Source organism: Streptomyces sp. NPDC019224, from assembly GCF_040632605.1.
GTDB lineage: Bacteria > Actinomycetota > Actinomycetes > Streptomycetales > Streptomycetaceae > Streptomyces.
In genome coordinates, this window is sequence record NZ_JBEYCF010000002.1 from 131,092 (window position 1) to 157,648 (window position 26,557).

Annotated in this window: 24 protein-coding genes and 2 tRNA genes; 5 read left to right on the plus strand and 21 right to left on the minus strand. The window is 71.8% G+C overall.

The genetic code is table 11. From position 1 onward, the window contains the following. Positions 1-177 precede the first annotated feature (177 nt). On the minus strand, positions 178-2,052 hold the full coding sequence (gene lepA, locus ABZ564_RS02065) for a translation elongation factor 4 (RefSeq protein ID WP_360847978.1): 1,875 nt from the start codon (positions 2,050-2,052) through the stop codon (positions 178-180). Positions 2,053-2,266: 214 nt separating this feature from the next. Between lepA and rpsT the strand changes: the two genes are divergently transcribed. Continuing rightward, positions 2,267-2,533 carry a 30S ribosomal protein S20 gene (gene rpsT / locus ABZ564_RS02070; RefSeq protein WP_360847981.1) on the plus strand — a complete coding sequence of 89 codons (267 nt, stop codon included), beginning with the start codon at positions 2,267-2,269 and terminating at the stop codon, positions 2,531-2,533. Positions 2,534-2,944: 411 nt separating this feature from the next. On the opposite strand, the gene holA is transcribed toward rpsT, so the two are convergent. After that, positions 2,945-3,940: a DNA polymerase III subunit delta gene (gene holA / locus ABZ564_RS02075; protein WP_360847984.1), complete on the minus strand. Its 996-nt coding sequence runs from the start codon at positions 3,938-3,940 to the stop codon at positions 2,945-2,947. A 102-nt stretch (positions 3,941-4,042) separates the two neighbouring features. On the opposite strand from holA, the gene ABZ564_RS02080 reads away from it, so the two are divergent. Then, positions 4,043-4,288, plus strand: coding sequence for a hypothetical protein (locus ABZ564_RS02080; protein ID WP_360847987.1), 246 nt, complete (start codon positions 4,043-4,045; stop codon positions 4,286-4,288). Between the two features lie 57 nt (positions 4,289-4,345). Here the strand turns inward: ABZ564_RS02080 and ABZ564_RS02085 are convergent, their stop codons facing one another. Further along, positions 4,346-5,230 carry a YceI family protein gene (locus tag ABZ564_RS02085; RefSeq protein ID WP_360847990.1) on the minus strand — a complete coding sequence of 295 codons (885 nt, stop codon included), beginning with the start codon at positions 5,228-5,230 and terminating at the stop codon, positions 4,346-4,348. A gap of 146 nt (positions 5,231-5,376) precedes the next feature. After that, a complete protein-coding gene (locus ABZ564_RS02090; RefSeq protein WP_360847993.1) occupies positions 5,377-6,189 on the minus strand; it encodes an arylamine N-acetyltransferase in 813 nt (270 codons plus the stop codon). Positions 6,190-6,444: 255 nt separating this feature from the next. Between ABZ564_RS02090 and ABZ564_RS02095 the strand changes: the two genes are divergently transcribed. Beyond that, positions 6,445-6,900, plus strand: coding sequence for a pyridoxamine 5'-phosphate oxidase family protein (locus ABZ564_RS02095; RefSeq protein ID WP_360847996.1), 456 nt, complete (start codon positions 6,445-6,447; stop codon positions 6,898-6,900). 170 nt (positions 6,901-7,070) lie between these two features. Here the strand turns inward: ABZ564_RS02095 and ABZ564_RS02100 are convergent, their stop codons facing one another. The 8 genes from ABZ564_RS02100 to ABZ564_RS02135 form a co-directional block, all read right to left on the minus strand. Continuing rightward, entirely contained in the window at positions 7,071-9,788 is a 2,718-nt protein-coding gene (locus tag ABZ564_RS02100) for a ComEC/Rec2 family competence protein (RefSeq protein WP_360847999.1), read from the minus strand. Beyond that, positions 9,785-10,531, minus strand: coding sequence for a ComEA family DNA-binding protein (locus ABZ564_RS02105; protein ID WP_360848002.1), 747 nt, complete (start codon positions 10,529-10,531; stop codon positions 9,785-9,787). Before ABZ564_RS02105 ends, ABZ564_RS02100 begins: the two co-directional genes overlap by 4 nt. A gap of 437 nt (positions 10,532-10,968) precedes the next feature. After that, positions 10,969-11,814 (minus strand): DegV family protein, encoded by an 846-nt coding sequence (locus ABZ564_RS02110; protein ID WP_360848005.1) that lies wholly within the window; start codon positions 11,812-11,814, stop codon positions 10,969-10,971. A gap of 176 nt (positions 11,815-11,990) precedes the next feature. Then, positions 11,991-12,716: a hypothetical protein gene (locus ABZ564_RS02115; RefSeq protein WP_360848008.1), complete on the minus strand. Its 726-nt coding sequence runs from the start codon at positions 12,714-12,716 to the stop codon at positions 11,991-11,993. A gap of 168 nt (positions 12,717-12,884) precedes the next feature. Further along, positions 12,885-15,752 (minus strand): leucine--tRNA ligase, encoded by a 2,868-nt coding sequence (gene leuS, locus ABZ564_RS02120; protein ID WP_360848011.1) that lies wholly within the window; start codon positions 15,750-15,752, stop codon positions 12,885-12,887. 292 nt (positions 15,753-16,044) lie between these two features. Beyond that, a tRNA-Ala gene (locus tag ABZ564_RS02125) sits at positions 16,045-16,117 on the minus strand. Positions 16,118-16,231: 114 nt separating this feature from the next. Then, positions 16,232-16,465 (minus strand): hypothetical protein, encoded by a 234-nt coding sequence (locus tag ABZ564_RS02130; protein ID WP_018103228.1) that lies wholly within the window; start codon positions 16,463-16,465, stop codon positions 16,232-16,234. A 133-nt stretch (positions 16,466-16,598) separates the two neighbouring features. Next, positions 16,599-17,990 (minus strand): MFS transporter, encoded by a 1,392-nt coding sequence (locus ABZ564_RS02135; protein ID WP_360848289.1) that lies wholly within the window; start codon positions 17,988-17,990, stop codon positions 16,599-16,601. A 189-nt stretch (positions 17,991-18,179) separates the two neighbouring features. On the opposite strand from ABZ564_RS02135, the gene ABZ564_RS02140 reads away from it, so the two are divergent. Beyond that, complete coding sequence (locus tag ABZ564_RS02140) at positions 18,180-19,073, plus strand: helix-turn-helix transcriptional regulator (RefSeq protein ID WP_360848014.1); 894 nt, start codon at positions 18,180-18,182, stop codon at positions 19,071-19,073. A gap of 49 nt (positions 19,074-19,122) precedes the next feature. Here the strand turns inward: ABZ564_RS02140 and ABZ564_RS02145 are convergent. The 7 genes from ABZ564_RS02145 to ABZ564_RS02175 all read right to left on the minus strand — a co-directional run bounded on the left by ABZ564_RS02145 (position 19,123) and on the right by ABZ564_RS02175 (position 23,476). Next, positions 19,123-19,195, minus strand: a tRNA-Ala gene (locus ABZ564_RS02145). Positions 19,196-19,312: 117 nt separating this feature from the next. Further along, entirely contained in the window at positions 19,313-19,966 is a 654-nt protein-coding gene (locus tag ABZ564_RS02150) for a histidine phosphatase family protein (protein ID WP_360848292.1), read from the minus strand. Then, positions 19,963-20,394 carry a ribosome silencing factor gene (gene rsfS, locus ABZ564_RS02155; RefSeq protein ID WP_360848017.1) on the minus strand — a complete coding sequence of 144 codons (432 nt, stop codon included), beginning with the start codon at positions 20,392-20,394 and terminating at the stop codon, positions 19,963-19,965. The genes ABZ564_RS02150 and rsfS overlap by 4 nt, the downstream gene beginning before the upstream one ends. A gap of 263 nt (positions 20,395-20,657) precedes the next feature. Continuing rightward, positions 20,658-22,403, minus strand: a complete 1,746-nt coding sequence (locus ABZ564_RS02160; protein ID WP_360848020.1) for a LytR C-terminal domain-containing protein — start codon at positions 22,401-22,403, stop codon at positions 20,658-20,660. A 19-nt stretch (positions 22,404-22,422) separates the two neighbouring features. After that, a complete protein-coding gene (gene nadD, locus ABZ564_RS02165) occupies positions 22,423-23,040 on the minus strand; it encodes a nicotinate-nucleotide adenylyltransferase (protein ID WP_360848023.1) in 618 nt (205 codons plus the stop codon). Positions 23,041-23,078: 38 nt separating this feature from the next. Then, positions 23,079-23,240, minus strand: a complete 162-nt coding sequence (locus ABZ564_RS02170; RefSeq protein WP_360848026.1) for a hypothetical protein — start codon at positions 23,238-23,240, stop codon at positions 23,079-23,081. An 83-nt stretch (positions 23,241-23,323) separates the two neighbouring features. After that, positions 23,324-23,476, minus strand: a complete 153-nt coding sequence (locus ABZ564_RS02175) for a hypothetical protein (protein ID WP_360848029.1) — start codon at positions 23,474-23,476, stop codon at positions 23,324-23,326. A 112-nt stretch (positions 23,477-23,588) separates the two neighbouring features. Here ABZ564_RS02175 and ABZ564_RS02180 point away from each other — a divergent pair, with 112 nt between their 5' ends. Continuing rightward, entirely contained in the window at positions 23,589-24,713 is a 1,125-nt protein-coding gene (locus ABZ564_RS02180; RefSeq protein WP_360848032.1) for a M48 family metallopeptidase, read from the plus strand. On the opposite strand, the gene ABZ564_RS02185 is transcribed toward ABZ564_RS02180, so the two are convergent. Together ABZ564_RS02185 and ABZ564_RS02190 are read right to left on the minus strand one after the other, a co-directional pair. Beyond that, on the minus strand, positions 24,637-25,767 hold the full coding sequence (locus ABZ564_RS02185; RefSeq protein ID WP_360848035.1) for a hypothetical protein: 1,131 nt from the start codon (positions 25,765-25,767) through the stop codon (positions 24,637-24,639). The two genes, ABZ564_RS02180 and ABZ564_RS02185, sit on opposite strands and share 77 nt — an antisense overlap. Before the next feature lie 169 nt (positions 25,768-25,936). Then, entirely contained in the window at positions 25,937-26,524 is a 588-nt protein-coding gene (locus ABZ564_RS02190; protein ID WP_360848038.1) for a hypothetical protein, read from the minus strand. Positions 26,525-26,557: the final 33 nt, after the last annotated feature.

Sequence of the window (26,557 nt, forward strand, 5' to 3'; positions counted from 1 at the left end):
ATGTGATCCTGCGTGCTGCGATCCCGCTTGCTTAACTGACGAGTAACCAAGAAGTCGTGCTCAGGGTAGAGCGCCCGCGCGCCCCGCGTAAGAGGCAATCGGATCCCGCTTGATAACGAACGGCCCCCGTGTCGCAGCGCGCTGCGATACGGGGGCCGCCGGGCCTGCCTGCCAGGACTACTTCTTGGCCTTGCCTTCTCCGGCGGACTCGTCGGTCGACAGCACGGAGATGAACGCGTCCTGCGGCACCTCCACGTTGCCGACCATCTTCATCCGCTTCTTGCCCTCCTTCTGCTTCTCCAGCAGCTTGCGCTTACGGGAGATGTCGCCGCCGTAGCACTTGGCGAGGACGTCCTTGCGGATGGCGCGGACGGTCTCACGGGCGATGACCCGGGAGCCGATGGCCGCCTGGATCGGCACCTCGAAGTTCTGGCGGGGGATGAGCTTCTGCAGCTTGGCGACGAGGCGTACACCGTACGCGTACGCCTTGTCCTTGTGCGTGACCGCGGAGAACGCGTCGACCTTGTCGCCGTGCAGCAGGATGTCGACCTTGACGAGCTGGGCCGACTGCTCGCCGGTGGGCTCGTAGTCGAGGGAGGCGTAGCCACGGGTCTTGGACTTCAACTGGTCGAAGAAGTCGAAGACGATCTCGGCGAGCGGCAGGGTGTAGCGGATCTCGACCCGGTCCTCGGAGAGGTAGTCCATGCCGAGGAGGGTGCCGCGGCGCTGCTGGCACAGCTCCATGATCGCGCCGATGAACTCGCTGGGCGCCAGGACCGTGGCCCGGACGACCGGCTCGTGCACCTTGTCGATCTTGCCCTCGGGGAATTCACTCGGGTTGGTGACGGTGTGCTCGGTGCCGTCCTCCATCTCGACCCGGTAGACCACGTTGGGCGCGGTGGCGATGAGGTCGAGGCCGAACTCGCGCTCCAGCCGCTCGCGGACCACGTCCAGGTGGAGCAGGCCGAGGAAGCCGACGCGGAAACCGAAGCCGAGCGCCGCGGAGGTCTCCGGCTCGTACACCAGGGCGGCGTCGTTGAGCTGGAGCTTGTCCAGGGCCTCGCGCAGGTCCGGGTAGTCCGAGCCGTCCAGCGGGTAGAGCCCGGAGAACACCATCGGCTTGGGGTCCTTGTAGCCGCCCAGCGCCTCGGTCGCCCCGTTGCTCAAAGAGGTGATCGTGTCACCGACCTTGGACTGCCGGACGTCCTTCACACCGGTGATGATGTAGCCGACCTCGCCGACGCCGATCCCGTCGGACGGCGTCATCTCCGGCGAGGAGACACCGATCTCCAGCAGCTCGTGGGTGGCTCCGGTCGACATCATCCGGATGCGCTCGCGCTTGTTGAGCGAGCCGTCGACGACACGGACGTACGTGACGACACCGCGGTACGAGTCGTAGACCGAGTCGAAGATCATCGCGCGGGCGGGGGCGTCGGCGTTGCCCACGGGCGCCGGAACGTCCCGGACGACGCGGTCGAGCAGCGCGTCCACTCCCATGCCGGTCTTCGCGGAGACCTTGAGCACGTCCTCCGGCTGGCAGCCGATGAGGTTGGCCAGCTCCTCGGAGAACTTCTCGGGCTGCGCGGCCGGCAGGTCGATCTTGTTGAGCACCGGGACGATGGTGAGGTCGTTCTCCATCGCCAGGTAGAGGTTGGCCAGGGTCTGGGCCTCGATGCCCTGCGCGGCGTCGACCAGCAGGATCGTGCCCTCGCAGGCGGCGAGCGACCGGGAGACCTCGTAGGTGAAGTCGACGTGTCCCGGCGTGTCGATCATGTTGAGGACATGGGTGCTGCCCTGGCCCTCACCGGTGGTCGGCGCCCAGGGCAGCCGGACCGCCTGGGACTTGATGGTGATGCCGCGCTCACGCTCGATGTCCATCCGGTCGAGGTACTGAGCGCGCATCTGCCGCTGGTCGACCACCCCGGTGAGCTGGAGCATCCGGTCGGCAAGGGTCGACTTGCCATGGTCGATGTGCGCGATGATGCAGAAGTTGCGGATCAGCGCCGGGTCGGTACGGCTCGGCTCGGGCACGTGGAGAGGAGTCGCGGGCACGCAGGGTCCTGATTCTTGAGACGCCGGACGCCGTGTCTCGGGTCGGTTCGGGTCGGGTCGGATCTGTACGTAGCTTCCATCGTCCCACGCCCGCGGGGCGACGACCGGTTTGGGCCGCTCGGACCGCTCCTGCTACCGTGGACAGCTGTGCCCCGTGACCCTCGGGCCGCACGGACACACATCGAAGATCCAACGAACCTGAAAAGGCTCTTTCGTGGCGAACATCAAGTCCCAGATCAAGCGGAACAAGACGAACGAGAAGGCGCGCCTGCGCAACAAGGCCGTCAAGTCGTCGCTCAAGACCGCGATCCGCAAGGCCCGCGAGGCCGTCGCCGCGGGTGACGTCGAGAAGGCCACCGTGGCCGTTCGCGCCGCCTCCCGTCAGCTCGACAAGGCTGTCTCGAAGGGTGTCATCCACAAGAACGCCGCCGCCAACAAGAAGTCGGCGCTGGCCGCCAAGGCTGCCACCCTCCAGGCCTGAGCGATCTGATCACCGCCGGAACGGACCCTGCGGGCCCTCTACCCTGCCCCTGACCGGCCCCCGCGTCGCACACCGAACCTGCGTTCGCCACGCGGGTGCGACGCACCCATCTGTACCCGAGGCCCCGCCGTCCCTTCCCCAGGGAGAGCGGGGCCTTCGGCGTTACCTGGCCGTATCCGGGCCGTCCGGACATCGAGGACCACCCGGAACCCCCGCAGGTCCCCAGCCCGCCCAGCCGTCCTCAAGCCCGTCCGGCGCTTGAGGACGTCCTGCCCGGCGGGTTCGAGCCCGTCCGGCGCTTGAGGACGTCCTGCCCGGCGGGTTCGAGCCCGTCCGGCGCTTGAGGACGTCCTGCCCGGCGGGTTCGAGCCTGTCCCACGCTTGAGGACGCCCACCCTCGCGCTCCCGTCCCTACCGCGGGCCTCGCCCCTGCCTCGCCGCGCCCGCCACCGCGACCACCGCCTTCTCCAGGGCGTACTCGGGGTCGTCCCCGCCCCCCTTCACCCCCGCGTCCGCCTCCGCGACCGCCCGCAGTGCCACCGCGACCCCGTCCGGCGTCCACCCCCGCATCTGCTGCCGCACCCGGTCGATCTTCCAGGGCGGCATCCCCAGCTCACGCGCGAGGTCCGCCGGGCGCCCCCCACGCGCCGAGGACAGCTTGCCGATCGCCCGTACACCCTGCGCCAGCGCGCTGGTGATCAGGACGGGCGCCACGCCCGTGGACAGCGACCAGCGCAGGGCCTCCAGGGCCTCCGCCGCCCGCCCCTCGACCGCCCGGTCGGCGACCGTGAAGCTCGATGCCTCCGCCCGCCCCGTGTAGTAGCGCCCGACGACCGCCTCGTCGATCGTGCCCTCGATGTCCGCGACGAGCTGCGACACCGCGCTCGCCAGCTCCCGCAGGTCGCTTCCGATGGCATCGACCAGTGCCTGACACGCCTCGGGTGTCGCGGAGCGCCCGAGCGCGCGGAACTCGCCCCGGACGAAGGACAACCGCTCGGCCGGCTTCGTCGTCTTCGGGCACGCGACCTCACGGGCCCCCGCCTTGCGGGCCGCGTCGAGCAGCCCCTTGCCCTTGGCGCCGCCCGCGTGCAGCAGGACGAGCGTGATCTCCTCGACGGGGTCGTCCAGATACTTCTTGACGTCCTTGACGGTGTCCGCGGTGAGGTCCTGCGCGTTGCGCACGATCACGACCTTGCGCTCGGCGAAGAGCGAGGGGCTGGTCAGCTCGGCGAGTGTGCCGGGCTGGAGCTGGTCGTGGGTGAGGTCCCGGACGTCCGTATCGGCGTCGGCGGCGCGGGCGGCCGCCACCACCTGCTGCACGGCTCGGTCGAGGAGCAGGTCCTCCTGTCCCACGGCGAGCGTGAGCGGTGCGAGCGGGTCGTCGGTGGAATTCCTTCTGGTGGCCATCGCCGTCCAGCATCCCACGGGCCACTGACAGCCCGGTCGCCGCCGGACCACCGCCCCGCGGCCGGGTCCGCCGCACCCTCCCCCGTAACCGAGAATGAGCGGGTGAGCGATGAGAGACACGTGCTGGTGCTGCCCGACCGCGATGCCGCCGAGGAGGCGGCGGCGGAGCTCGCCGACCGCTTCGGCGTCACCGACGAACCACAGCTCGTACGCGACGCGCTGGCCGGCGAGGACGACGCCGAGGACGCGCAGTGGCTGGTGGTCGTGGAGGACCCGGACCGCCGCCTCGACCCCCCGTCGCTCGACGCCTTCGCCGCGGAGTACGAGGGGTGGCTGGAGGCGCCGTAAAGCGGCGCCCCGGGGATCAGTCGCGCGGGACGCCGGAGCGGTCCTGCGGGAGGCAGGTCAGCCCTTCGGGACGATCTGTACGTCCATGTCGATGGAGATGCTCGGACCGACGACCGCGATGCCGCGGGCCAGCATCGTCTGCCAGGTGAGGGTGAAGTCCTCGCGGTGCAGCTGCGTGGTGGCGCGGCAGGCGGCCCGGGTCTCGCCCTCCAGCCCGTTGCCGATCCCGAGGTACTGGGTGTCGAGGTTCACCGTGCGGCTCACCCCGTGCAGCGTGAGCGCACCGCTCACGCCCCAGCGGGTCCCGCCCCGGTGCACGAAGCGGTCGCTGTAGAACTCCAGCGTCGGGTAGCGCCCGACGTCCAGGAAGTCGCTGGAGCGCAGGTGGTCGTCGCGCATCTGGACGTTCGTGTCGATCGACGCGGCGTCGATGATCACGTGCATGGCCGAGTCCTCCATGCGGTCGGCGATCCGGACGGCCCCCGCGAAGGTGTTGAACCGGCCGTGGATGCGGGCCATCCCGATGTGCCGAGCGGTGAAGCCGATCTGCGAGTGCATCGGCTCGATCTCCCAGTCGCCCGGCTCGGGCAGCTGCGGCGGCGCGGAGAGCTGGAGGGTCACATCACCGAGGCTCGCGCGACCACCCTCGGTGACCGTGACCGAGCCGTGGAAGGGCGTGAACCCCTCCGCCGTGACGGCCAGCCGGTACTCCCCCGCCGGAACCGTGGCGAGGACACTGCCGTACGGGTCGGTCTCGCCCCCGACCACCTTGCGGCCCGCGCGGTCCGTCAGCACGAACTCCGCCAGCGGCACGGGCTCGTTGACGGGGTCGAGCACCCGGCAGCTGAGGACACCCGCCGAGTCCGGTACGACCAGTCCGGCGAGAGCGTTGCCACGAGCGGCGCCCGTCGCACCTTTGTTTCCGAACAAACGGCCGAACATCTTCACACACTCCCGGGCGTGTTCTCACCTCGGGCCGGCTGGCAGACGTCGTTGTCGGAGCCTCGACCCGCCGACGAGCATGCATTCGATCACCCTTGGGGTGTTCGAGGCAAACAGAGCGGCTCGCCGGGGCTTGGGCCCAGGTGTTACCGAAGGTCCGAATTGCTGGGGAGCCGGTCCAGGCGCACTCCGAAATGCTCGCGATAGGCGGCGAGCACCTCCTCGTCACTCCCGAGCGAGGTCTCGTGCCGCTCGGTGCCCACGGTCGTGAGGAGCTTACGGCCGGTGAGCGTGATCCGGCCGTCGTCCGTGCAGCGCGAGCAGACCGGGGCCCGGGTGAAGTGGGAGTCGGGCGAGGTCCGGTGGTACCAGGCACCCGCCCGGAAGTCGGCCGGCACCCGGGGCCGCCGCTCCAGGCGGAGCCGGGGCCTGCCGTCGCACAACACATCGAGGTCCCCGAAGTCCTCGCCGGCCCCGGCCGGGACCGGCACGATCCGGAAGGTGCCGCCCGGGTCCTCCTGGTCGGTGCGGTCGTCGAGGGCGAGCGGTCGCCTGGCGTGGTCGCCGAAGCCGACATCGGCGAGCCACGGCCCGGTCCCGTCGTCCGTCTCGACGCGCAGCGCCAGGTGGTCGTACGGGATGCCGAGCCGTCCCCCGTCGCCGTGGACCCGGGCCTGGAGCAGGGCGACGCGGAAACCGAGCGCCCGCAGCAGTACGGCGAAGGCGCCGTTGAGTTCGTAGCAGAAACCACCGCGCCGGCGGGCCACGATCTTGTCCAGGAGCGCTTCGTCCTCCAGCACGATGTCCTCGCCGAGGTGGATCGAGAGGTTCTCGAAGGGCACGGCGACGAGGTGACGCAACTGCAGTTCGCGCAGTGCCGAGGCATCGGGGCGGGCGGGCCTGTCCGCCCCGATGCGTTCCAGATAGGCGTCGACGGTCTGCGGCAGCTGCGGGTCCATGGGGCCAGTCTGTGCCGACGCCTCCGCGCCGCGCCATGCGCCACTGGTCCTAGGACCGGCCCGTGAGGGTGGGGGCGCGTCTGGCGTGTGCTTTCGGCCTGCGCCCGGATCACTCCCGTACTGGACCGTATTCGGGTGATGCCGGCGTGCGGCGAGAGTGCGTGCCGGGCCTCGCGGGCCCGCGAGGATCCGCCGCACAGAACCCTGGGTCCGACGACGGTGGAACGGCCCGTCGGCGCGGGCCGGTGCCGCGTCATGGCCCGCCCAGAACCGGCCCGCAGCCGTGAACAGCGCGAGCAGGACGCGCTCCACCGCCTGGAGCGGGACACGGACGCATGGGTGTCGACGGCCTCCGCCGACGGGACGCCGGCCCTCGTACCGCTGTGGTTCGTGTGGGACGGGGAGACCTTGCTGATGGCCACCCGGCGGACCAACCCGACGGCGGTCAACCTGGCACCGGACGGCCGGGCCCACCGCACGCTCGGCCACCCCCGCGATGTGGTCATGATCGAGGCGACGGCCGAGGTGGTGGAGGGCACGGACCTCCCGACGGCGTCGGGCAACGCCTTCGCCGCAAAGTTCTCCTGGGATCCGCGGGGGCGCTCCGCCTGGGTGTACCTCCGCTTCACGCCGTACGCGATCAGGGCCTGGCGGGAGTTCAACGAGCAGTCCGGCCGCGACCTGATGGCCGACAGCCACTGGCCGGCCTGAGTCCCGGGCCGCCGGAGTCCGGCGCGCGGGCGACGGCTCCGCCCACCGGGGTCCGGCTTGCGGCTCCGCTCACCGGGGCCCGGCCGACGGGCCCGCCCGACGGTGCCCGGCCGACGGGCCCGCCCGACGGTGCCCGGCCGACGGGCCCGGCCGCCCGGCCGCGTACCCCCTCATGACCGCCCCACCGCCCGCAGCCCGCTCCCCGTGCCCCTCACCGCGATCGCCCCGTCCCTGTCCGTGCGCAGGACCACCGTCCCCTCCCTCGTGAGCGCCTCGACTGTCCGGGGCGCCGGATGCCCGTACGGGTTGTCCCTCCCCACGCTCACGAGCGCGAACCTGGGCCGGACGGCCCGCAGCAGGGCGCTGTCCTGGTGCGCGGAGCCGTGGTGGGCGACCTTGAGCACGTCCACCCGGGGCAGCTCCGGATGACTGCGCAACAACGCCTGCTGGGCGGGCGGTTCCAGATCACCCGGCAGCAGCAGGGTCAGCCCGCCGGCCCGCACGAACAGGGTGACGCTGGCATCGTTCGGGTCCTGCGGGACGGGACCGGCCGCCGCACCCGTGCCCGCCGCGCCCGGCGGCCACAGCACCTGCCAGTCGAGCGTGCCGATCCGGCGCCGTTCACCGGGGGCCGCCCGCATCACGGGGATCCGGGCCCGGGCCGCCGTCCTCCGTACGAACGCGGCCTGCTCCGGCGGTTCGTCCAGGCTCGTCGTCTGGATCGCGCCCACCGTTCTCCCGCGCAGCATCCCGGGCAGGCCCCGCACGTGGTCGGCGTGGAAATGGGTGAGCAGCAGCAACGGGATGCGGCTGACGCCCAGTTCACGCAGGCACCGGTCGGCGAGCCGGGGGTCGGGGCCGGCGTCGACGACCACAGCCGAGCCCCGCCCCGCCGCGAGCACCAGGGCATCGCCCTGTCCGACGTCACACATCGCGAACGCCCAGCCGGGCGGCGGCCAGCCGGTCAGTACCCGCGTCAGCGGCGCCGGCCGTAACACGGCGAGCACCAGCAGCAGCGCGGCGGCCGAGCAGACCCAGGGGCGGCGCCCCGTCCACCGGGCGACCGGCACCAGGACCAGGGGCAGGAGGGCCAGCAGCGCCGCCCCTGACAGACCGTCGGGCCAGTCGACCTCCGCTCCGGGTAACGCCGCCCCGGTCCTGGCCACCGAGGCGATCCACCCGGCCGGCCACCCCGCGACCCGGGCCAGCAGGACGGCCACCGGCATCGCCGCCGGCGCCAGGGCCAGCGCCGCGAACCCGAGAACCGTGGCCGGCGCCACGGCGAATTCGGCCAGCAGGTTGCACGGGATCGCCACCAGACTCACCCGGGAGGCGAGCAGCACCACGACGGGCGAGCACACCGCCTGTGCGGCGGCCGCGGCGGCCAGCGCTTCTGCCAGGCGCGGCGGCACCCGGCGCCGGCGCAGCGCCTCGCTCCAGCGCGGGGCGAGGGTCAGCAGGGCGCCAGTGGCCAGCACCGACAGGACGAAGCCGTAACTGCGTGCCAGCCACGGGTCGTACAGCACCAGCAGCAGCACGGCGGCGCACAGCGCGGGGATCAGCGTCCGGCGCCGCCCGGTGCCGATGGCGAGCAGCGTGATCAGCCCGCACGCGGCGGCCCGCAGCACACTCGGTTCGGGTCGGCAGACCAGGACGAAGGCGAGCGTGAGCCCGCCGCCGAGCAGTGCGGTCATCCGCAGCGAGATCCCGAGCCTGGGCGCCAGTCCTCCACGTTCCGCGCGCAGTGCTCTGCCGGGAGGTCCGATGAGCAGGACGAGCAGAATCGCGAGGTTGGCACCCGACACCGCCGTCAGATGCGTGAGGTCGGTCGTCCGGAAGGCCTCGTGCAGTTCCGGGGTGACCCGTGCGGTGTCGCCGACGACCAGGCCGGGCAGCAACGCCCGCGCGTCGGGGCCCAGTCCGTCGGTGGCCTCGCGCAGTCCGGCGCGCAGCCTCCCCGCCGTGCGCTGGAGGAGGCTGGGCGGGCCGGTCACACGGGGCGGGGCCTTGCCCTCGGGCCGCAGCACTGCGGCGACCCGCTCGCCCTTGTGCAACGGGGGCGCCAGCCGACCGCCGATCCGCAGGCGGGTGGAGGGCAGCAGCCGCTGCCAGGCAGCCGTCGCGCCGCTCGGCCGGACGATGACCAGCACCGGCGTCCGCAGCCGCACCGCCGTACCGCCGGGCCGCGTCAGGAGTGTGACCTCCGCGTCCAGCAGGAGGGAGGCGGGCGTGCTGTGGTCGCCGCGCACTCGGGGGAACGTACGCCGGGCATCGGAGGTGAGGGTGATCTCCGCCTCGACGCGCGCGAACTGCCGGGCCAGCCCGGGGACCGGGCCCCGGCGCACATCAGCGCTGTGCAGCCCGGCGGACGCCGCCCCGGCCGCCGCGCAGAGCAGCACCGTCGCGGCAGCCGTGGCGTGCAGCCTCCGCCGGACACGGGCCGGCCTGGCGGCACCGCCCGCCCCGCTCGCACAGACCACGTCGGCCGCATCCCCCTCGCTGGTCTCGCCGGCCGCCCCGGCCGTGTTCCCCTCGCCTACCCCTCCCCCGACGACGCCCCGCCCGACTGCCGTACAGGAGCCGATCCGGCCACGGTCCGCGGAACCGGGCCCAGGCCGCCCGACTCCCTTCGCACGGGGCCCGATCCGGCCACGGTCCGCCGTGCGGGGCCGCCGCAGGCCCGGCACCGCCAGGAGGATCATCCCCGTCCCCAGGCAGAACACCACCCCCATCACCACCCACTGACCGGGAGTGCCGACAGCGAGCCCCGCGCCGGCCCAGGCCGCCACCGCCGGGGCGAGCAGTCGAAGATCGGCCGGGCCCTCCTGGCGGGGGTCGGAGAGGCCCAGCCGCCTGCCCGACGCCGCGTGGATGTCCGGCGCGCTCACGGCTGCACCAAGGGGCGCAGATCGGCGAACCGGCGGTCACCGATCCCGTTGACCTCGCGGAGTTCGTCGACGGACCGGAATCCGCCGTGCTGGGTGCGGTACTCGACGATGTGCTGGGCGAGGACGGGGCCGACGCCCGGCAGCCCCTCCAACTGGTCCGCCGTCGCGGTGTTCAGGCTCACCGGTCCGCCGCCCCCGGCAGCCGCGGGGCCGCCCGCGGCCGGGTCCGGGGCCGACGGGCCGCCCACCACGATCTGCTCGCCGTCCATGAGCACCCGGGCCCGGTTGAGACCCGCCAGGTCCGTCCCGGGCCGCGCCCCGCCCGCCGCTGTCAACGCGTCGTCCACCCGTGATCCTGAGGGCAGCCGGCGCAGCCCCGGGCTCCGCACCTTCCCGCTGACGTCCACCACGATCTGTCCACCGGGCCCGGTGCCGGGCACAGGGCCGGGAGACGGTTCGGGCCTGCCGGCGTCCTCCGCGTCCGGGTCCGCTTCCGGCCCAGGAGCGTGTACCGCCTCACCGACCATGTCCGGAGCCCGTACGGCCTGGGGCCGGGCGGACCAGAAATGCATCCCGGCGAACACGGCGGCGGCGACCAGGACCACGGCGAGCGCGGCAAGGGTCTTCGGCTCCAGGCCGCATCTGAGCTGCACCCACATCGGCAGCCGCTCCCGCACCGCGAACACGGCCGCCGTCCACCGCCCCACGGAAGCCGCAGCCGACGCCGGAGCAGCTCCGGCCATCGCCGTATCCGCGGCCTCGGGCACCTCCGCATCGCTGCCCGCGGCTCGCGATACTCCAGAAGCCGGGACAGGAACCGAAGCGGAAGGCGGAACCATCGAGTCCGAAGGTGGGGCCGAGGCCATACCCGTCCCCCACCGTGCGACGCGCCCCCCGTGCCCGCCCGCCATGAGCGCGTCGGCCCTGCTGCGCGCCGCCGCGGCCGCCTCGGCGCGGCCCGTCTCCCGTCGGCGGCGGCCCGGTCCGGAGCCCGCCGCACGCCGGAGGCGGCCGTCGGAAGCCGGGGCACGTCCGGGCCCGCTGGTTGCACGATGTGATCGGGAAGCCATGCCTCAGGACGCTAGACACTCATGCCAAAACCCGCTGAGCGCACGCGATTTCAGTGGATAAGCAACCTGATGTGGATAACTCCCCCACTCCGAGGAGTGACCGAGCCACCTCAGCGCGGCGAGACCACCGCGCCCAGCAGCCCCGGGCCGGTGTGCGCGCCGATCACCGCGCCCACCTCACTGACGTGCAGGTCCACCAGACCGGGCACGCGCTCCCGCAACCGCTCGGCCAGCCGGTCCGCCCGCTCGGGGGCCGCCAAGTGGTGCACCGCGATGTCCACACCCCCGCTGCCCGCGCGCTCGACGACGATCTCCTCCAGCCGGGCGATGGCCTTCGAGGCCGTCCGGACCTTCTCCAACAGCTCGATCCGGCCGCCGTCCAGCTGGAGCAGGGGTTTGACCGCGAGGGCCGAACCGAGCAGGGCCTGCGCGGCGCCGATCCGGCCGCCTCGGCGCAGGTAGTCCAGGGTGTCGACGTAGAAGTACGCGGAGGTGCCCGCCGCACGCTTCTCGGCCGCCGCCACCGCCTCGTCCAGGCCGCCGCCCGCCTCGGCGGCCTCCGCGGCCGACAGGGCGCAGAAACCGAGGGCCATCGCGACCATCCCCGTGTCCACCACCCGCACCGGCACCGGAGCGTCCTTCGCCGCGAGCACCGCCGCGTCGTAGGTACCGGAGAACTCCGCGGACAGGTGAAGGGAGACGATGCCGCTCGCGCCGGTCTCCGCGACGGCCCGGTAAGCGGCGGCGAAGACCTCGGGGCTGGGCCGGGATGTCGTCACGGAACGGCGTTTCTGGAGGGCCAGGGCCAGGGAACGGGCCGAGATCTCGGTGCCCTCCTCCAGGGCCTGGTCCCCCAGGACCACGGTCAGCGGCACCGCGGTGATGCCGTGCCGCCGCATCGTGTCGGGCGGCAGGTAGGCCGTTGAATCGGTGACGATCGCGACATGGCGGGACATGAGCGGGAGGTTACCCGCAGGGCCGGGGAGTCGGCAGTCCGACCCCGCCCGAGTGATCAGTCGCGATCGCTTCACCTCGCATCCTGCCGCCCTCGGTCACCGGTGGTCGCAGCGTTCCCCGGCGCGTCCCGGCCGGCCGCCGGCCGCGTCGCAGCCGACGCACCCGGTGACGCCGCTCAGTTGGAGGTCTCGGTCTCGGGCCGGGCCGTCTTCTGCCACGGGTAGGTGGTGCCCTGCCGGGGGTCCCGGGCGGTGATGGCTTCCGGCGCGTCCGATGCCCCGCCCCATTCCCCCGCCGGCTCCGGGCCCTGCCCCCGCCCCTGGTCCTGGTCCTGCCCCGTCGTCGGCTCCTCCTCGACCGTGGTCCAGTGCCGCAGTGCCCCGGACTCCACGTCGATCTGCGCGTTCAGCGCCGACAACTCGTCGTCGGCGAACTTGCGGGCCCGGTCCCGGGCGGCCCAGCGCAGCGAATCGGCAGACCGGGTGATCTGCGCGGTGCGCTCCTTCAGGCCGGGAAGCCGCGCGGTCACCGTCGCCTTGTCGGGCTCGCGCTCCAGCGCTTTCAGCTCCGCGTCCAGCTCATGTCCGTGCGCGCTCAGCCGGTCGAACAGGCCCAGGGACTCGGAGAGCGACGCGTCCTCGGCCGCGCCAGCCCGCAGCGCGTCCTGTGTGGCCCGCATCGATGTACGCAGCGAGAGGCGCAGCTGGGCCAGCTCTGCACCGACGCCCAGCTGCCCGTAGCTCTTCGCCCGCAGGGTGGTGTCCTCGACGGTGCGGCGCGCCTGCGTGATCGTGCGGTCCACGCCGCGCCTGGCCGCTCCGACGACCTTGACGGTGGCGTAGACGCCCAGGGCCATGAGGGCGACGACGAGCAGCCCCAGGATCAGGATCACGGCTTCCATGAGCGCCCCTCGGATGGTGTGACGGTCTCCGGCACCCGTTCACCGGTCTTCTCCACCGTAAACGGAAGAGGCAGGTTAGGGGTTCCGGCGGAACCCCTAACCTGCCCGTAAGGGAAAGCCCTCACATAAGGGGAAAGCCCTCACGGGCCTTCCCCGGCGCAGCCACGGCTACGCGGGAACGATGTTCACCAGCTTCGGTGCGCGGACGATCACCTTGCGGATGCCCGCCCCGTCCAGCGCGGCGACGACGGCCGGGTCGGCCAGGGCCAGGGCCTCCAGCTCCGCGTCCGTGATCGACGGGGAGATCTCCAGGCGCGCCTTGACCTTGCCCTTGACCTGCACCACGCAGGTCACGGTCTCGTCCACGACGTACGCCGGGTCGGCCACCGGGAAGTCCTGGTGCACGACCGACTCCGTGTGGCCCAGTCGGTGCCACAGCTCCTCGGCGATGTGCGGGGCCAGCGGCGCGATCAGCAGCACCAGGGCCTCGGCGACCGGGCGGGGCAGCGGGCCGCCCGCCTTGGTCAGGTGGTTGTTCAGTTCGGTGACCTTGGCGATCGCCGTGTTGAACCGCATGCCGGCCATGTCGCCGCCGACACCGTCGATCGCCTTGTGCAGCGCGCGCAGCGTGTCCTCGCCGGGCTCGGAGTCGACGACGGTGACCTCGCCGGTCTCCTCGTCGACGATGTTGCGCCACAGCCGCTGCAGCAGCCGGTACTGGCCGACGACCGCGCGCGTGTCCCAGGGCCGCGACACGTCCAGGGGACCCATCGCCATCTCGTACAGGCGCAGCGTGTCCGCGCCGAACTCGGTGCAGATCTCGTCGGGCGTGACGGCGTTCTTCAGGGATTTACCCATCTTGCCCAGGACGCGGGAGACCTTCTCGCCCTGGTAGTAGTACGCCCCGTCGCGCTCCTCGACCTCGGTGGCCGGGACCGCGATGCCGCGGCTGTCCCGGTAGACGAACGCCTGGATCATGCCCTGGTTGTACAGCTTGTGGAACGGCTCCGCGGAGGAGACGTGGCCCAGGTCGTGCAGCACCTTGGACCAGAAGCGGGCGTACAGCAGGTGCAGGACGGCGTGCTCGGCGCCGCCCACGTACAGGTCGACACCCCCGGTCGGCTGCCCCTCGCGCGGGCCCATCCAGTACTCCTCGATCGCCGGGTCGACCAGCTTCTCGGAGTTGTTCGGGTCCAGGTAGCGCAGCTCGTACCAGCAGGAGCCGGCCCAGTTGGGCATGGTGTTGGTCTCGCGGCGGTACTTCTTCGGCCCGTCGCCCAGGTCCAGCGTGACGTTGACCCACTCGGCGTTGCGCGACAGCGGGGTCTCGGGCTGGGTGTCGGCGTCGTCCGGGTCGAAGGTGCGCGGCGAGTAGTCGTCGACCTCGGGCAGCTCCAGCGGCAGCATCGACTCGGGCAGCGGGTGGGCGATGCCCTCCTCGTCGTACACGATCGGGAAGGGCTCGCCCCAGTAGCGCTGGCGGCTGAACAGCCAGTCGCGCAGCCGGAAGTTGACGGTGCCCTCGCCGACGCCGTGCTCCTTCAGCCACTCGGTGATGCGGGCCTTGGCGTCGGCGACACCCAGACCGTTCAGCGAGATCTCGTCATTGGCGGAGTTGACCAGCTTCGCGTCGTACGAGGCGAAGGCGTCCTCCCACGTCGAGGCATCCGTGCCGCGGTCGTCCGACGGCTCGACGACACAGCGCACCGGCAGCTCGAAGGCGCGCGCGAAGGCGAAGTCGCGGGCGTCGTGGGCCGGTACGGCCATGATCGCGCCGGTGCCGTAGCCCATCAGGACGTAGTCGGCGATGAAGACGGGGATCTTCTCGCCGCTGACGGGGTTGGTGGCGTACGCGCCGGTGAAGACGCCCGTCTTGTCCTTGGCCTCGGCCTGCCGCTCGACGTCGGACTTGGAGGCGGCCTGCTTGCGGTACGCGGTGACCGCCTCGGCCGGGGAGGCGTGGCCGCCCGTCCAGACCGGGTGGGTGCCCTCGGGCCAGGCGGCGGGGATGATCCGCTCGACCAGCTCGTGCTCCGGCGCCAGCACCATGTAGGTGGCGCCGAACAGGGTGTCCTGCCGGGTGGTGAAGACGGTGACGCTGCCCGCGCCGTCGACCGGGAAGTCGACACGCGCGCCCTCGGAGCGGCCGATCCAGTTGCGCTGCTGCAGCTTGATGGCCTCGGGCCAGTCCAGCCCGTCCAGGTCGTTCAGCAGCCGGTCGGCGTAGGCCGTGATGCGCATGTTCCACTGGCGCAGCTTGGCCTTGAAGACGGGGAAGTTGCCGCGCTCGGAGCGGCCGTCGGCGGTGACCTCCTCGTTGGCCAGGACCGTGCCCAGACCGGGCGACCAGTTGACCGGCGCGTCGGACGCGTAGGCCAGCCGGTACTCGCCCAGGACGTCGGCGCGCTCGGCGGCGCTCAGCGCGCTCCAGTCACGGCCGTCGGGCGTGGCGCGCTCACCGCTCTCGAACTGGGCGACCAGCTCGTCGATCGGCCGGGCCCGGTCCGCCTCGGTGTCGTACCAGGAGTTGAAGATCTGCAGGAAGATCCACTGGGTCCACTTGTAGTACTCGGACTCGATCGTGGCGAACGAGCGGCGCTTGTCGTGGCCCAGGCCCAGCCGGCGCAGCTGCGCCGTCATGTTCTGGATGTTGGCCTCGGTGGAGATCCGCGGGTGGGTGCCGGTCTGTACGGCGTACTGCTCCGCAGGCAGGCCGAAGGCGTCGAAGCCCAGGGTGTGCAGGACGTTGTGCCCGGTCATCCGCTGGTGGCGGGCGAAGACGTCGGTGGCGATGTAGCCCAGCGGGTGGCCGACGTGCAGTCCCGCACCCGAGGGGTAGGGGAACATGTCCATGATGAACTTCTTGGGCTTGGCGGCCAGCTCCGGGTCGCCCGCCAGGTCACCGGCCGGGTTGGGCGCCTCGTAGGTGCCCTCGGCATCCCAGAAGTCCTGCCAGCGTGCCTCGATGTCGGCGGCCATCGCTGCCGTATAGCGGTGCGGCGCAGCAACGTCGGCTGCGGAATTCGTCTCGCTCATGATCCTCAAAGCTCCATCGATCGTCATCTGCCGGCGCCCACGTCGTACGGACACACGTCCACGGAAACGAAAAATCCCCTCGCACAGGAGGGGACGCCGCGCTGATGCCGACCAGGCATTCTCACCGGTCGGGACTGATCAGCGCGGCTCGCTAAGCAGAAGGCCTACGGCACGCATGGCGTCAGGGTACCGCACAGGGCCGGTCCGCCTCCGGGCAGTGGCCCGGGAGCGGCCCGCACACACAGAACGGCGGGCCATCCGATCCGGATGGCCCGCCGTTCCTTCTTCACTGTGGAGCTAAGGAGAATTGAACTCCTGACCTCTTGCATGCCATGCAAGCGCTCTACCAACTGAGCTATAGCCCCTCGTCGCGCCGCCCGGTTTCCCTGGCGACATCGAGAACAGTACCGGTCACCCCGCCCGTCCACCAAATCGATTCCGGTCCGCCCGGTTTTCGCCCGCCTCGGGAGGGGAAGCGGTCAGGCCGTCGCGAAGGAGTAGAAGCGCTTGAGCGTGCAGTGCTCCTCCAGGAGCCGGCCGTAGATCGGCTCCCCCTCCAGCTCCCGGTAGGTCTCGATGGGGTCGCCTTTTATGATCAGCGCCCGCGCGCATTCCTCGCACCAGTACTGGTAGTCCGCGTTGACCGGGTCCATGTCCCTGACGATGGGCGTACCGCTGCCGCACCAGTCGCATTTCCGCCTGTGTGCACCCATGGATCAGCTCCGGCTCCGGCGGACGAGAGGCGGCTTCGGGACCTCGTGGCGGCTCCCAGGCATCGCGCACACCCTCCCGTTCGGTCCGTCGCCCCCTCCGGCGGTCCGATTCTGCCATGGCCCCGCAAGGGGGTCAGCCCGCCGGAGTTCCCGCCTGCCGCCGACGTCGTACGAGCCCCGCCGCGGCCCCCGCGCACGCTGCCGCGGCCAGGACCAGCTCGCAGACCAACAGCGCGTGACCCGACCCCTGCGGCCCCGGCGCACCGAGGCGGTTGAGGTAGAGGGTGCCGATGGTCGCGACGCCGATGACCTGGCCGAGCTGGGTCACGGTCACCAGGACACCACTGGCGTCGGCGGCGTCCCCGGGCCGTACGTTCGCCAGGGCCCCCGCGAGGTTGGGGCTGAAAGCGAGAGCCATACCCGCGCCCATGAGCACGAAACCCGCGTACAGCACGAGCCCCCCGCCCTCGCCGCCCCGCAGCACCAGCCCGACCACGACCTCGCCGACGGCCATCGCCACGAAGCCGCCGGGGACCAGACTCCGCTGCAGCCGGGCGGGCCAGCGGCGCCACGTCAGCCCGGCCGCACCGAAGGCCACCGCGGTCGGCGCGCACATCAGCCCCGCGCGCAGCGCCGAGTACCCGAGACCGCCCTGAAGGTGCAGGGTCAGCGTGAAGAGGAAGCCCGCGTTGGTCGCCATCACCAGCAGGATGCGCACCGACGCCACGGCCATCCCGGGCGACCGGAGCACGCGGGGCGCGATCAGCGGCGCACCCCCGCGCGCGGCGAGCCTCGTCTCGTACGCCACGAAGCCGGTGAGCACCACGACGCAGGCGAGCAGGCAGATCCACGTCCAGTCCGGCCAGCCCAGCTCCTGGCCGAGCACCAGCGGAACGGTCAGCAGGGTGACGCCCGCGGCGAGCAGGACCAGGCCCACCGGGTCGAACCCGCGCGCCCGCGCCTCGCACCGGGTCTGCCCGGTGCGAGGTTCGCCCGGCAGCACGCGGGCGCCGAGCACCAGCAGAACGAGCCCGATCGGCACGTTGACCAGGAAGACCGGCCGCCAGCCCGCCCCGAACAGGTCGACGCTCACCAGCACCCCGCCCACGACCTGTCCCGCGGCGGCCCCCGTGGCCAGCACGGCGCTGTAGGCACCGATCGCGCGGACCCGCGCCGCCCCGGTGAAGTGCTGCTGGATCAGGCTGAGCACCTGCGGGATCATCACCGCCGCGCCCGCCCCCTGGACCACCCGGAACGCGATCAGCTGCCCCGAGTCCGCCGCCAGTCCGCAGGCCAGCGAGGCCGCGGTGAAGACCGCGAGTCCGGCCAGATGCGCGCGGCCGTGCCCGAACACTCCTCCGAGCCGGGCGCCGGCGACGAGGAGGACGGCGTACGAGATGGTGTATCCGGCCACCACCAGCTGCAATCCGGCACCGGACACGTCGAGTTCGGTACGGATCGTCGGGGCTGCGACGTTCACGATGAAGAGGTCGAGCATGGCCATGAACTGGGCCGTGAGCACCACGGCGAGCAGCCGTGCGGATGCCTTGTCAGTGGCGGGAGCTTTACTGGTTACGGAGCGTGAGGCTGCCGTATCGGATGCGGCTGTCATGGGCTCCAGGCTGGTGCCGGACGCATACGGGTAACGAGAGCCCGCTGATGCTGGTACTGGCAGCACCTGGCAACACCCGGGCGCAGCACCGACGATGGGGGCGTGACGACGGTGACGGCACAACAGCACACACGGCGGAACGGACCCGCGCCCGGCAGGAGGTCCGAGCTCGCCGCATTCCTGCGCAGCCGCCGGGCCCGGGTGACCCCGGCCGACGTGGGCATGGCCCCGGGCTTACGACGCCGCACCCCGGGGCTGCGCCGCGAGGAGGTCGCCCAGCTCTCCGGTGTCGGTGTCACCTGGTACACCTGGCTGGAGCAGGGCCGTCCGATCAACGCCTCCTCGCAGGTCCTGGACGCCGTGGCGCGGACGCTTCGGCTGGACCCGCCCGAGCGAGAGCACCTCTACGAGCTGGCCGGGGTCGCCTTCCTGCCGGACCGGGAGTCCGACATCTTCGAGGTCGGCGAGGAGATCCAGGGCATCATCGACGCGCTCGACCCCCTCCCCGCGGTCGTCTACAACGCGCGTTACGACGTGCTGGCGACCAATCCCGCCTACCTCGACCTCTTCCGCGTCCCCGTCATGAAGGGGACCCGGGTCCGCAATGCCCTGTGGTCGCTGTTCACGGCCTCGGAGGAGGACTGCCCGGTCGTCCACCGCACCCAGGAGCTGCCCCTGATGGCGGCGACCCTGCGCAGCGGCTACGGACGCCATGTGGGAGAGCCGATATGGGAGACGTTCATCGCGGCGCTGTCGGAGGCCAGCCCCTACTTCGCGCAGCTGTGGCGCAGCGGGGACGTCCTTCCTCCGGGACCGCGCGTGAAGGCCTTCCGGCACCGGGCGGTCTCCGGCGAGATACGGATGACCTCGGTGTCACTGACCGTCAACGGACTGCCGGAGTGCCGGATCGTCACGTACACGCCGGCCGACGAGGAGAGCAGGCAGCTGCTCGCGATCCTGCGGACGCATCGCCGGGGCCCTGATGCCTGTCCTTGACCGTGCATGCGGAAATCCCGCCCCCTGCCGGGGACGGGATTTCCGATTGTGGAGCTAAGGAGAATTGAACTCCTGACCTCTTGCATGCCATGCAAGCGCTCTACCAACTGAGCTATAGCCCCGCTGTCCGCTGTGTTTCCCTGCGCTTCCGCGCTGCGAACAAGAAGAACTTTAGCCTGTGACCAGCCGGAAAGTGAAATCCGGCCCCTGCCGCCCGGAGGCGGCCTGCGGTGACCGGGTCAGGCGTCGTCGCCGAGCACCGGTTCCGGCAGGGTGCCGGCGTTGTGTTCCAGCAGGCGCCAGCCACGGGCGCCCTCGCCCAGCACGGACCAGCAGCAGTTGGTCAGCCCGCCGAGCCCTTCCCAGTGGTGCGCCTCCAGGCCCAGCAGTCGGCCGATGGTGGTCCGGATGGTGCCACCGTGACTGACGACGACCAGCGTGCCGTCGTCGGGCAGCTTCCCGGCGTGCCCGAGAACCACCGGCGCGGCCCGGTCGGCGACCTCGGTCTCCAGCTCGCCGCCACCGCGCCGCACGGGCTCGCCGCGCTTCCAGGCGGCGTACTGCTCGCCGTACCGCTCCACGATCTCCTCGTGGGTCAGGCCCTGCCAGGCACCCGCGTAGGTCTCGCGCAGGCCCGCGTCATGCACCACGTCGAGGCCGGTGACCGCGGCGAGCTCGGCGGCCGTGGCCGCGGCCCGCCGCAGGTCGGAGGCGACGATGGCGTCCGGCTTCAGCGAGGCGAGCAGCCGGGCGGCCCGGCGGGCCTGCGCGACGCCGGCCCCGGTCAGCTCGATGTCCGTGGAACCCTGGAAGCGCCGCTCCAGATTCCAGGCCGTCTGGCCGTGCCGCCAGAGGACGATCCTGCGGCCCCTGCCGCTCCTGCTGCCGTTCAGTTCTGCTCACCTTCCGTGCCGCCGTTGAGCTGCGCGTGCTCGGCGGCCTTGCCGCGGGTCTTCACGGCGTCCTCGGGCAGGGCGATCTCGGGGCAGTCCTTCCACAGGCGCTCCAGCGCGTAGAAGACGCGCTCCTCGCTGTGCTGGACGTGGATGACGATGTCGACGTAGTCGAGGAGGATCCAGCGGGCGTCGCGGTCGCCCTCGCGGCGGACCGGCTTGGCGCCGAGGTCCTTCTGGAGCCGCTCCTCGATCTCGTCGACGATCGACTTGACCTGGCGGTCGTTGGGGGCCGAGGCCAGCAGGAAGGCGTCGGTGATCGACAGCACGTCGCTGACGTCGTAGGCGATGATGTCGTGCGCGAGCCGGTCGGCAGCCGCCTGGGCGGCGGCGTTGATGAGCTCGATGGAGCGGTCAGTGGCGGTCACAAGCAGGCTTTCGTCGTCGGTCGGATAGACCCCTAGGGTCTCACGGGGAACCGTCGGCCCACGCAGTCATATTCCGGGGACCGCCGACGGCCGGCCGGAAGCCCGGGCCGGGGCCGCCCGCCGACTGCCGCGGACCGACCGGAGCCTGGCTTCGGAGACACGGGCCGGTGCCGCCGGCCGAACACCCGCGACCCGGCCGGGAGACCGCGCTCCGGAGGTCCGGGCCGCACCGCCCCGGACCTCCCGCGACCGCCGGCCGGGGGCTACTCGGTCCTGTAGTCCTGGCCGAGGAGGACGGACACGTCCGCGTTCCCGGCGGGCCTGCCCTTCTTCACCGTGCTCGTCGGCAGTCCGAGGGTCTTGGCGACCTGGGTCGCCTTCTCCTTGTCGGCCGCCTCGGCGTAGACCACCTGCGAGGAGGCGGCCGCGTCGGCCTTCCCGCTGTTGACGAAGGCGAAACCGCCGTTGACCAGCTTGCCCCGGGCGGACTCGGTGCCGCCGGTGTCGCCGGTGGCGTTCTTGATCCCGACCCGGATCACCCCGTCCGCGGACGGCGCCTTGACCGTGCCGCCGAGGATGTCCTCGACCACGCTCTCGGTGGCCGCGTCGGTGAGGGTGCCGTCGTCCTGGACCGGCAGCAGCGCCGTCCTGTAGTCGCCGATCTTGGCGTGCTCGGCGAGCTTGGCGAGCGAGGCCCCGAGGTCCTTCTCCGGCAGCGACGGGTCGAGGATCTGGGCCAGCGTCTGGACGGTGACCGTGGCGGCCTTCGGGTCGTCGGAGATCTTCCGCAGCACCCCGCGCATGACCTGTCCGAACCGCATCAACTGCTTGGCCTCGGCCTCGCCGGGCCCGCGGTACGTGGCGTACGCCACGGCCATCTGGCCGCTGAGCGTCTGCGCCTCGCCCTTCTTCACCAGCTCGCCGGAGCCCTTCTTGGCGCCCGGCACCGCGGTGTCGGTGTCGACCTCGATGTTGCCGACGAGGTCGACGAGGTTCTCCAGATACGGGGTGTCGAGCCGCCAGGTCCCGCTGATGTCGGTGCCGAGCAGGGTGTCCAGGGAGTCCCGGGTCCCGGACGTGCCGTCGTCGTCGACCGACTTGCCGAGGGTCGTGGTGGTCCCGTCCTCGTCGGAGACGGCGAGGGAGTTGGGGAGCAGGACCGTGGTCCCCTGCTTGGTGGTGACGTTGTCGACGAGCAGGGCTGTGGACGTGCCGCCGCCCTTGGTGTTGTGGAGGTGCACCACGATGACGTCCCGGCGCTGCGGACCGGTCGTCGCGGTGTTCTCCTTCTCCCCGCCGGACAGGCCGGGGATCTTGCCCGCCGACCACAGGTAGCCGACGCCGCCGAGCACGGCCAGGGCCGCGACGACGATCAGCGCGACGATCCGGTTGCGGCCCCGGCGGCGCGCCTCCTCACGGCGCTCACTGCGGCTCTCGGTGAACTTGAGCCAGTCGATGACGTCCTCGGAGTCCTCGTCGGGCTCCTCGATGAAGGCGAACTGCTCGGTGCGGTAGTCCTCGCCGCCGCGGCGCTGCCCGGGCACGGCGGGCTCCGGCACCGGCTGCGGCTCGGGCTCCCGCGGAGGCGCCGGGGGCGGGGCGGGCGCCGGGGGCGGGGCGGGCGCCGGGGGCGGGGCGGGCGCCGGAGCCTGCTGCGGGATGCCCCACTGCTGGGCCGTGTCGACCGCGGCGGACTGCTGCCCGGTCCCGTAGCCGTACGGGTCGTAGCCGTAGTCCTGCTGCGGGGCCTGGTGGGACCGGTCCGCGTAGGGGTCGTAACCCTGCGGCGGCGCGGGGGGATGCTGCTGGGCGTACGGGTCGTAGCCGTACCCCTGTCCACCGTCCTGCGGCTCCTGCAGGCCCCCGTACGGCTGCTGTTGCTGCTGCTGCGCGTACGGGTCGTACTGCTGCGGCCCCGGCTGCTGGTACACCGGCTGCCCGTACTCGTCGTAGCCGATGATCTGCGGCTGCTGGTAGTACGGGTCGTACGGGTTCTGTCGGTCGTTCACCGGTGCCCCTTTCCGTGGCTCACTCGCCGCGGTACAGCTGGCGCTTGTCGATGTAGCGGACCACACCGTCCGGCACGAGGTACCAGACCGGCTCCCCCTGGGCCACCCGCGCACGGCAGTCCGTCGAGGAGATCGCGAGAGCGGGGACCTCCACCAGGGAGACGCCCCCCTTCGGCAGCCCGTCGTCCGTGAGCAGATGGCCGGGCCGGGTCACACCGATGAAGTGGGACAGCGAGAACAGTTCCTCGGCGTCGCGCCAGGTGAGGATCTGGGCGAGGGCGTCGGCGCCGGTGATGAAGAACAGGTCCGCGTCGCCGTGGAGCTCGCGCAGGTCCCGCAGGGTGTCGATCGTGTACGTGGGACCCTTGCGGTCGATGTCGCTGCGGCTGACCGAGAACTGAGGGTTGGACGCTGTCGCGATGACCGTCATCAGATAACGGTCCTCCGCCGGGGAGACGTGCTTGTGGCTCTTCTGCCACGGCTGCCCGGTCGGTACGAAGATCACCTCGTCGAGGTGGAACTGGGCGGCCACTTCACTGGCCGCCACCAGGTGTCCATGATGGATCGGGTCAAACGTCCCGCCCATCACGCCGAGTCGGCGTTTTCCGCGGCCGGTAGGCACTTCCTGCTCTCCCATGCGTGCAGAGCCTACTGGCACAGCTGTACGCCTCGGCCTCAGCGGTCGCGGTTGAAGCGCGTGGTGATCCACACAAGGAGGAGAAGCACGACAAAGGCACCGCCACCGGTGAGGTAGGGGCTCAGGCTTTCGTGATTACCGCCGTGCTCGCCCTCGGCGGCGACGGTGACCAGCTGGTGTGCGGTGCTCGTGAGGCTCATCTTCGGCAGGACCTATCGATCGGGAGTCGGGGGAAGACGTCGCGGACATCGTATGCGGGCGTCCCGGGCACGCTCACGCCGACTCAGTCGTTGTCGTCGTCGTTGCGGTACCCGCGCAGCAGGAACCAGGCCAGCAGAGCGGCTCCCAGAAGGGAGGCGACCAGCACGATGCGGATCGTGCTGCCCGGTCCCTGGTCCCCGGATGCGGCGGCGAACAGAGCAACGGTGTGCGGCATGGCGGGCGTCTCCTCAGTTATCCACAGCCCCCCGCACACCGTAGCCCCAGCCCCTAGGCTGGGTGGTGTCAGGGGGCGAGCGACGTCTCGTACGAACACAGGGGGCCCATTCATGACCGACAGCCACGAGAGCCGCGGCGGTGTGCCGAGCAGGCAGCGCAAGCGTTTCCCTGGGATCTCCTCCCGGGCCTACGAACACCCCGCCGACCGCTCCGCACTGGTCGCGCTGCGCAAGCTGAGCGGCTTCGACACCGTCTTCAAGGCGCTGAGCGGGCTGCTGCCCGAGCGCAGCCTGCGACTGCTCTTCCTGTCGGACTCCGTCCGGGTGAGCGACGCCCAGTTCGCACACCTCAACGACATGCTGCGCGACGCCTGTTACGTCCTGGACCTGGAGAAGGTCCCGCCGATGTACGTCAACCAGGACCCCCGGCCCAACGCCATGTGCATCGGGCTCGACGAGCCGATCATCGTGGTGACCACGGGTCTGGTGGAGCTGCTCGACGAGGAGGAGATGCGGGCGGTCATCGGCCACGAGGCCGGACACGCCCTGTCCGGTCACGCGGTGTACCGCACGATCCTGCTCTTCCTCACCAACCTGGCGCTCAAGGTCGCCTGGATCCCGCTGGGCAACGTCGCGATCATGGCGATCGTGACGGCGCTGCGCGAGTGGTTCCGCAAGTCGGAACTGTCGGCGGACCGGGCCGGGCTGCTGGTCGGCCAGGACATACAGGCGTCGATGCGCGGCCTGATGAAGATCGCCGGCGGCAACCACCTCCACGAGATGAACGTGGACGCCTTCCTCGCCCAGGCCGACGAGTACGAGAAGGCCGGGGACCTGCGCGACTCGGTGCTCAAGATCCTCAACGTACTCCCCCGCTCGCACCCCTTCACCACGGTCCGCGCGGCCGAACTGAAGAAGTGGTCGGAGACCCGTGACTACCAGCGGATCATGGACGGCCACTACCCGCGGCGTGACGAGGACAAGGACACCTCGGTGACGGACTCGTTCAAGGAGTCCGCCTCGCATTACGCCGATTCGGTGCGCAACAGCAAGGACCCGCTGATGAAGCTGGTCGGTGACATAGCAGGTGGCGCCGGTGACCTGGGCGGGAAGCTGCGGGACAAGTTCACCGGCGGGAGCGGCGGCGCCAAGGGCGGTGCTACGGGCGGCTCCGCGCGGCCGTCGGGGACGGAGGGCCCTGAGGACTCGCGGGAGTCCGGGACGGAAGGGAGCTGACCTCCAGCGTCCCGCAGAGCGCGGCGCCGGGCCGGCCCGTGGCGTACGGGTCGGTGCCCGCCGGTCCGCGCGGGACCGCCCGCTCGCCGGCGAGCAGCGGCCGCAGGGCACCCGAGGTGTCGGCCGGGCAGGACTGCGGTCCCGCCTGCAGGTAGCTGGTCTGCACCTCCAGGCGGTGCAGCCGCAGGTCCTCCCGGTCGAACCGGAAGCGCATCTCCCGCCGCACGGTGAACAGCGAGGCGCCGCCCTTGGGCTGGGGACCGGAGACTGCGGGGCGCAGCGCGTACGTGAAGGTGTGGTCCGACACGACCTCCAGGGCGTCGGTGCCGGTCTGGGCGTAGCGCAGGGTGCCCCGGACCCGGATCTCGGGGTCCGGGGTGACCCGGGCCGGGTCGAAGCGGACGAGCCAGCCGGTCGCGGCATGCTGCCCGTCGTCGTAGGGCTCGTTGACGCTGCGGTCGAACTGCTGCATCTGGTCCGGGTCGAGCAGCGACTCCACGGGGCGCACGGCGTTCCCGCTGAGCACGTCGGGGTCGAGCGAGGAGGCCGCCAGGTAGTCCTTGACGGTGGCCAGGGCGGCGCTCACCTGGCTCTCCGAGAAGTCGGCGGTGTGCCGGGCGGCCGGGGGGCTGATGCCCTCCTTGCCCTTCGGGTGGTGGGCGGCGGGGCTGCTCGCGAAGAGGGTGGCGGGCGTGCCCGCGGGCACCGTGCCGCGCGGGGCGAGGGGGACGAGGGTCATCCGCAGCGGTTCGGGCTTCCGGGCCGCGGCCGGGGTCTCGTAGGGGTGGCTCAGACCCATGAAGACGGCCGTGCCGAAGGCCAGGGCTATCAGGATCATCAGAGCGAGGGCGATCCGGGAGCCACTGCGGACGGCCCGTCCGGGCAGGCTGCGGACGGCACGGGCGTGGTCCCCCATGCGTTCCTGGGCGGAGAATTCCTGCAGCCGGGCGGCCCGCACGAAGGACTCGTCGAAGACGAGTGAGCCGTACTCGTCGTCCTGGCCGCTCGCACCGTTCTCCGCCGGGCCATCGGGTGGGTCTCCGCGGTGTGCCATGACTTCTCCCGACTCCGTGAGAAGTCCCCTCTTCGAGCGGAGGAGGGGTCATACATTCAGGGTGGGTCGATCACGATGACGGTAAACGCGGTGACGCCGGGAAACCACCGGGGAGTTGCGCCGGGCACCCGGACGGCGGCGGGGCCCGCCGACATGCCGGCGCCAGGGGTCAGGGGGTGCGTGGGACGGCGGAGACCATCGGGCGGGAATGGTCGTCCGCGTCGGGCGGGGCGGAGCCGGGACCGGGGCCCGGCGCGCTGTCCACGCCACTGGTGGCCGGCGGCGGGACCTGGTCCTGCCGGTCGCCCGAGCTGTTGCGGTAGACGGCGCTGAAGGCCAGGGCGACCATGCCGACCCCCATCAGGACGGCCAGCAGCCAGGCGACCGGCCGGTGCCAGCGGGCCGCCCCCCGGTACGGGCGCAGGGAGCCGCCGTGGCGCCCGTACGGGCCGTAGTCGTAGAAGTCGTCGTCCGCGTCCAGCGGGTCGTCGTAGCCGTCCGGTCCGCCGTAGCCGCCCGGTCCGTAGCCCTCGTCGTCGAAGAGGCCGCCACGGGCTCCGGCGTGCCGGCCGTCGGCCTCGGCACGTGCCTCGGCCGCCGCCAGCAGCCGCTCGACGGCGGTCGGTTCGTGGAACGCGGCGGCCTGTACGAAGTCCTCGTCGAATACCACGGAGGCGAAGTCCTCGTCCGCGCCCCCGCGGTCGTCGTCGGGCTCCCAGCCGTTCGGATACGGCCTGCCCCCCACGTCGTCCGGCACGGTTTCAGACTAGCCCCGGCGGACCGCTTTGGG

What these genes read in the sequence shown, in the direction of transcription:
- holA (WP_360847984.1), bottom strand. Translation starts at nt 3,940, where the DNA reads ATGGCCACCAGAAGGAATTCCACCGACGACCCGCTCGCACCGCTCACG.
- ABZ564_RS02085 (WP_360847990.1), bottom strand. Translation starts at nt 5,230, where the DNA reads ATGTTCGGCCGTTTGTTCGGAAACAAAGGTGCGACGGGCGCCGCTCGT.
- ABZ564_RS02090 (WP_360847993.1), bottom strand. Translation starts at nt 6,189, where the DNA reads ATGGACCCGCAGCTGCCGCAGACCGTCGACGCCTATCTGGAACGCATC.
- ABZ564_RS02095 (WP_360847996.1), top strand. Translation starts at nt 6,445, where the DNA reads ATGGCCCGCCCAGAACCGGCCCGCAGCCGTGAACAGCGCGAGCAGGAC.
- ABZ564_RS02105 (WP_360848002.1), bottom strand. Translation starts at nt 10,531, where the DNA reads ATGGCCGGAGCTGCTCCGGCGTCGGCTGCGGCTTCCGTGGGGCGGTGG.
- ABZ564_RS02110 (WP_360848005.1), bottom strand. Translation starts at nt 11,814, where the DNA reads ATGTCCCGCCATGTCGCGATCGTCACCGATTCAACGGCCTACCTGCCG.
- ABZ564_RS02115 (WP_360848008.1), bottom strand. Translation starts at nt 12,716, where the DNA reads ATGGAAGCCGTGATCCTGATCCTGGGGCTGCTCGTCGTCGCCCTCATG.
- leuS (WP_360848011.1), bottom strand. Translation starts at nt 15,752, where the DNA reads ATGAGCGAGACGAATTCCGCAGCCGACGTTGCTGCGCCGCACCGCTAT.
- ABZ564_RS02130 (WP_018103228.1), bottom strand. Translation starts at nt 16,465, where the DNA reads ATGGGTGCACACAGGCGGAAATGCGACTGGTGCGGCAGCGGTACGCCC.
- nadD (WP_360848023.1), bottom strand. Translation starts at nt 23,040, where the DNA reads ATGGGAGAGCAGGAAGTGCCTACCGGCCGCGGAAAACGCCGACTCGGC.
- ABZ564_RS02170 (WP_360848026.1), bottom strand. Translation starts at nt 23,240, where the DNA reads ATGAGCCTCACGAGCACCGCACACCAGCTGGTCACCGTCGCCGCCGAG.
- ABZ564_RS02175 (WP_360848029.1), bottom strand. Translation starts at nt 23,476, where the DNA reads ATGCCGCACACCGTTGCTCTGTTCGCCGCCGCATCCGGGGACCAGGGA.
- ABZ564_RS02180 (WP_360848032.1), top strand. Translation starts at nt 23,589, where the DNA reads ATGACCGACAGCCACGAGAGCCGCGGCGGTGTGCCGAGCAGGCAGCGC.
- ABZ564_RS02185 (WP_360848035.1), bottom strand. Translation starts at nt 25,767, where the DNA reads ATGGCACACCGCGGAGACCCACCCGATGGCCCGGCGGAGAACGGTGCG.